The sequence below is a fragment of the Sphingobium phenoxybenzoativorans genome (genome assembly GCF_001757355.1).
Lineage (GTDB): Bacteria > Pseudomonadota > Alphaproteobacteria > Sphingomonadales > Sphingomonadaceae > Sphingobium > Sphingobium phenoxybenzoativorans.
The window spans coordinates 1-4,738 of sequence record NZ_MINO01000137.1 but is presented as its reverse complement, the minus strand read 5'-3'; the positions used below and the strand labels follow the sequence as shown (position 1 = coordinate 4,738).

Here is a 4,738-nt window from a genome sequence, read left to right as displayed (position 1 = left end):
ACCGGCTGGCGGTGGAGCCAGTGACGGCCGGGCGGCTGGTCAGCCTCTATTGGGCGGGGGCGATGGCCGGGCGGTTCGCCGGGGCCTGGGCGATGACCCGCATTCCCGAAGCGCGGCTGCTGTTCGGCGTGGCGCTGGGCGCGGTGGTGCTGGTGTCGGCGGCTGTCGTCACGCCGGGCGCGGCTGGCGCGATCGCCCTGATCGCGGTCGGCCTGTGCAACGCCATCATGTACCCCGCAATCTATGCGCTGGCGATGCCGGAGGATGCGGCGAACGCGCCGCTGGCGTCGATGTGGCTGTGCATGGCCGTGGTCGGCGGCGCGGTGGTGCCGATGCTGACCGGCGTGCTGGCCGATGCGTTCGGCCTGCTGCCCGCACTGTTGCTGCCGGGGATATGCTATGCGGGGATTGCGCTGTTCGCCGCGATGTGCATGCAGGACCAGAGTTCTGGGGACCGGGGGGCGCGGTCATGAAGATAGTGACGATCAAGGATGTGGCGGAACGGGCCGGGGTGTCGGCCAAGACCGTATCGCGCGTCATCAATGGCGAGCAGCACGTCCGCCCCGAAGTGCGCGAGGCGGTGCAGCGGGTGGTGGCGGAGCTGGACTATCGCCCCAACGCCTTCGCGCGCAGCCTGTCCAGTTCGCGATCCTATCTGCTGGGCCTGTTCATTGACGATCCGGTGTCCGGCTACGCCTCCGACGTGCAGTTGGGCGCGCTGATGCGGTGCCGGGAGAAAAGCTATCATCTGGTCGTCGAGCCAGTGGTGCTGAGCGCGGACGGATGGCAGAAACAGGTGGCGGACAGCATCGCCGCGCTGCGGCTGGACGGGGCGATCGTGACGCCGCCTATCTGCGACGAACCGGAGCTGCTCGACCTGTTCGACGCCGCGGGCCTGCCGATGGTGCGGATCGCGCCGCGCATGGACTTCGCCCGGTCCGGCATCGTGCAGATGGACGATCATGCCGCCGCCAAGGAGATGACCGGGCATCTGATCGGCCTTGGCCATCGCAGCATCGGCTTTGTGAAGGGCGATCCCACGCACAGCGCATCGGCCAAGCGCTTCGACGGCTTTCGCGAGGCGATGGCGGAGGCGGGCCTGGCGGTCGCGGAGCGCCATGTGCTGGAGGGGGACTTCTCCTTCCGGTCTGGGCTGGAGCTGGGCGAGGCGATGTTGCGGGAGGAGGCCGGATCGCATGGTGGGGGGCGGCCGACCGCGATCTTCGCCAGCAATGACGACATGGCGCTGGGCGTGCTGATCACCGCGATGAAGCTGGGGATTTCCGTGCCGGACGGGCTGTCGGTCTGCGGCTTCGACGACGCGCCGACATCGCGCGCCGCCTGGCCGCAACTGACGACCATCCGCCAGCCCAAGGCGGAAATGGCGGCGGCGGCGGTCGATATACTGGCGGACCCGCGATACCGGACGGATGTGACGGATGCGCGGTACCAGGTGTCGCTGGATTATGTGTTGGTCAAGCGGGGGAGTACGGGGGTGGTTGGGGGTTAATCCTTGCAGGCGCGGCACGCCTCAAGCGCGCGCAAGACCTGCTCGTCAATGGACTGATCTTTTCCCGGTTTCGAGAAGGGCAGAAGCAGTGCGACCAGTTCCGGGCTGGCGATAATTTCCGCCGCCTCGAAAATTCCCAATTGAACGGAATCTTGAGCGAGTGCTTCCCTGATCAATGGCAGGGCAATGACAGGATCACGCTGCGCAAGCCCAAGGATCGCCTCGCTGCGGACATTTTCATCCGCGTCATGCGCGGAGCGGAGCAAAGCCTCCCGGACTTGGGGCGTATCGATATTCTGCTGAGCGAGGAGCATTGTCGCCCAATCGCGATTGGCGGCATCATCGTCTGCGGTCATGGCCATCAGCAGTTGAAGGTTCGCATCGGCGAGGGCGCCGCCGGACAGCGGCACATCCTCGGCGATTATGGCGTTCAGAAAATCCGACGGGGGCAGATAGCGATCGGTCATGGTGGCCCATGATGCGTGCTAAGATTTGGCGACGCAACGCTTGATCTCCCTTCCCTGAAAGGGAGGGGTGGGGGTGCGTAGGCGCGCAAAGCGCGCCTTGGTATTGTGCCGTCTGTAGTAAGGACAGGGCTTCGACAAGCTCAGCCCGAACGGTGATAGGGCATCTTTCTCCTCCGTTCAGCCTGAGCTTGTCGAAGGCTTGCCCTTCCCCTTGGACAAGCGGCTGATTTCTTCCCAATCGCTGCGGATAAGGGCCAGCTTCTTGGTCCGGCTCCACCCCTTGATCCGGCGCTCCATTTCGAGTGCTTCGATGCGTTGAGAGAAAGATTCCGACCAGACCAGTTTCACTGGCAGATGGTCGCGGGTGAAACCCGGAATTTCGCCCTGCTCATGCTGGCCGATCCTCTGCTCCAGATTGTCGGTATGGCCGACATAGAGCGAACCGCCGTTGCAGTGGAGCATGTAGGTCCAGAAGGGCATGTCCGGAGAAGAACAGAAGTGCAGGGCTTCGACAAGCTCAGGCCGAACGGAGTAGGGAGGACAATGCCCCCAGCAGGAGACGCCAATGACCTGGTCCCCCACCCAATATGCCAAGTTCGAGGCGGAGCGGAATCGGCCGGTCCATGATCTGATCGCGCAGATCCCGCAGGGGGAGATTGCGCGGGCGGCGGATATCGGGTGCGGGCCGGGCAATTCCACCGAACTCCTCAAGGCGCGGTTTCCGGGCGCGCGGATCAGCGGCATGGACAGTTCGGCGGCGATGATCGAGGCGGCGCGGGCGCGGCTGCCGGGGGTCGATTTCGCAGTGGCGGACATAGCGGGTTGGGCCGACCCCGGACCCTATGACGTGATCCTGGCCAATGCGGCGCTGCAATGGGTGCCCGATCATGCCGCGCTGCTGCCCGCGCTGATGGCCAAGCTGTCGCCCGGCGGGGCGCTCGCCGTGCAGATGCCCGACAATCTGGGCGAGCCGGCGCACCGGCTGATGGAGGACGTGGGCGCGGACGGGCCGTGGGCGGCGAAGCTGGCCGGAGCGAACACCGCGCGGTCGGAGCGGCACGACCCGGCCTGCTACTATCGGACGTTGAAGCCGCTGTCGGCGCGGGTCGATGTGTGGCGGACCGTCTATCACCATCCGCTGGCCGGGGGCGCGGCGGCGGTGGTGGAATGGTTCAAGGGGACGGGGTTGCGGCCCTGGCTCGACCCGCTGGACGAGGGCGAGAGAGCGGGGTTCCTGGCGCGCTATACCGAGGCGGTCGCGGGGGCCTATCCGGCGCTGGAGGATGGGACGGTGTTGTTGCCGTTCCCCCGGCAGTTCTTTGTGGCGATCCGCCGGGGGTGATCCTGTTTGGGCGGGGCGGTACTGCTGCGAAAGCAGGAGTCCGGATCTGCTCTCCGAACTGGGCTCCTGCGTTGGCTTCGCCGCCTTTCGGGTCGCAGGAGCACGCGGCGCTAAAGCTGGACATTCACGAAATAACCTATTTGGCAAATTTATCTTGACATCGTGACGCTCATCTGGCACATAAACCGATATTGGGAATTGTGAGTCGCCGGGACGGCGCGGGCGGGGTTGGCTTTCGGGCCAGCCCTTTTTCGTGTCGCGCCTCCGGCGGGAGGGAGGGCTGCATGGCGAGAACGCGAAGGAAGGGCGGAAAGCCCGGCCAGGCGGAAGCCGAGCGGACGCTGCGGCGCTGCAGCCGCGCGGGCGGTGCGCCGGTGCAGGACCGCGCCGTCCGCGAGGATGGATGGACCGGCGACCGGCGGGAAATTTTCCTGAATGTCATCGCCCAGACCTGCAATGTGTCGCATGCGGCCAAGGCGTGCGGCATGCATGTCAGCAGCGCGTACCGGCTGCGCGCCCGCGACGCGGCGTTCCGCGATGCGTGGGAGGATGCGCTGGAGCAAGCCTATACCGCGCTGGAAATGGCGGTGGTGCAGGAATGCCTGGCCGGATCAGTGACGACCACCACGATCCGCGAGGGCGGGGAGAAATATGGCCGGATCAAGGAGACGCGCACCGTCCAGAAGCGCGACCTGACCGCCGCGATCCAGTTGCTGCGGCTACACCGGGCGAGCGTGACGGAGCGGCGCGCGAAAATGGCGGCGGCGGGGGCGGACAGCGCCGCGCTGACCCGCGACATATTGGCCAAGGTGGAGCAGGCGCGGGCTGGCTTTACCGATATGGATAGAGATGCGGGTGCTGGCATAACCGTGGCGGCGCGCCATAGCGGAGAAGCGGGGGCGGCGGATGGCTGAACTGTCCCTGTTCGAGGATATGGCGCGGCTTTCCGATGACGCGATATTGGCGATCCTGGCCAGCCGCAGCGCCGATGAGATACGGGCGCTGCCCTATGACTGGGCGCTGCACGGCCGCCCGGACCAGCGGGAGCCGGAAGGGTGCGCGCGCGTCTGGCTGATGATGGCGGGGCGCGGTTTCGGCAAGACCCGTGCCGGAGCGGAATGGGTGCGCGGCATTGCGGAGGCGGACGGCGCGGCGCGGATCGCGCTGGTCGGCGCCAGCCTGCACGAAGCGCGGCATGTGATGGTGGAAGGGGCGAGCGGCGTGCTGGCGGTGTCGCCCTGGTGGAGCAGGCCGGCATGGAACCCGGCGCTGCGGCGGCTGGTGTGGAAATCCGGCGCGCAGGCGGAGATTTTCGGCGCGGGGCCGGAGCGGTTGCGCGGCCCCGCCTTCAGCCACGCATGGGCCGACGAAATCGCCAAATGGCCGATGGGCGAGGCGGCGTGGGACAATCTGCAGTTC

6 protein-coding genes and 1 pseudogene are annotated in these 4,738 nt (G+C 66.7%); 5 read left to right on the top strand and 2 right to left on the bottom strand.

Going from position 1 to position 4,738, the window contains the following annotated elements; all coding sequences use genetic code 11:
• Both BHQ40_RS24075 and BHQ40_RS24070 read left to right on the top strand, forming a co-directional pair.
• Positions 1-473 (top strand): annotated as a pseudogene (locus tag BHQ40_RS24075) (MFS transporter); the annotation flags it as partial.
• Positions 470-1,510 carry a LacI family DNA-binding transcriptional regulator gene (locus tag BHQ40_RS24070; RefSeq protein ID WP_070158238.1) on the top strand — a complete coding sequence of 347 codons (1,041 nt, stop codon included), beginning with the start codon at positions 470-472 and terminating at the stop codon, positions 1,508-1,510. The pseudogene BHQ40_RS24075 and the gene BHQ40_RS24070, both read left to right, overlap by 4 nt.
• Here BHQ40_RS24070 and BHQ40_RS24065 read toward each other — a convergent pair.
• Together BHQ40_RS24065 and BHQ40_RS24060 are read right to left on the bottom strand one after the other, a co-directional pair.
• Positions 1,507-1,977, bottom strand: a complete 471-nt coding sequence (locus BHQ40_RS24065; RefSeq protein ID WP_070158237.1) for a HEAT repeat domain-containing protein — start codon at positions 1,975-1,977, stop codon at positions 1,507-1,509. The two genes, BHQ40_RS24070 and BHQ40_RS24065, sit on opposite strands and share 4 nt — an antisense overlap.
• A gap of 177 nt (positions 1,978-2,154) precedes the next feature.
• On the bottom strand, positions 2,155-2,457 hold the full coding sequence (locus tag BHQ40_RS24060; protein WP_070158236.1) for a GIY-YIG nuclease family protein: 303 nt from the start codon (positions 2,455-2,457) through the stop codon (positions 2,155-2,157).
• A gap of 85 nt (positions 2,458-2,542) precedes the next feature.
• Between BHQ40_RS24060 and tam the strand changes: the two genes are divergently transcribed.
• The 3 genes from tam to BHQ40_RS24045 form a co-directional block, all read left to right on the top strand.
• On the top strand, positions 2,543-3,319 hold the full coding sequence (gene tam / locus BHQ40_RS24055; protein ID WP_070158235.1) for a trans-aconitate 2-methyltransferase: 777 nt from the start codon (positions 2,543-2,545) through the stop codon (positions 3,317-3,319).
• A gap of 284 nt (positions 3,320-3,603) precedes the next feature.
• Positions 3,604-4,233 carry a hypothetical protein gene (locus tag BHQ40_RS24050; RefSeq protein WP_070158234.1) on the top strand — a complete coding sequence of 210 codons (630 nt, stop codon included), beginning with the start codon at positions 3,604-3,606 and terminating at the stop codon, positions 4,231-4,233.
• Positions 4,226-4,738 (top strand): terminase large subunit domain-containing protein (locus BHQ40_RS24045; protein ID WP_171905955.1); only part of this gene is annotated, 513 nt, incomplete at its 3' end. The genes BHQ40_RS24050 and BHQ40_RS24045, both read left to right, overlap by 8 nt.

Coding starts and splice junctions, on each gene's coding strand:
- BHQ40_RS24070 (WP_070158238.1), top strand. CDS start 470: ATGAAGATAGTGACGATCAAGGATGTGGCGGAACGGGCCGGGGTGTCG.
- BHQ40_RS24065 (WP_070158237.1), bottom strand. CDS start 1,977: ATGACCGATCGCTATCTGCCCCCGTCGGATTTTCTGAACGCCATAATC.
- BHQ40_RS24060 (WP_070158236.1), bottom strand. CDS start 2,457: ATGCCCTTCTGGACCTACATGCTCCACTGCAACGGCGGTTCGCTCTAT.
- tam (WP_070158235.1), top strand. CDS start 2,543: ATGACCTGGTCCCCCACCCAATATGCCAAGTTCGAGGCGGAGCGGAAT.
- BHQ40_RS24050 (WP_070158234.1), top strand. CDS start 3,604: ATGGCGAGAACGCGAAGGAAGGGCGGAAAGCCCGGCCAGGCGGAAGCC.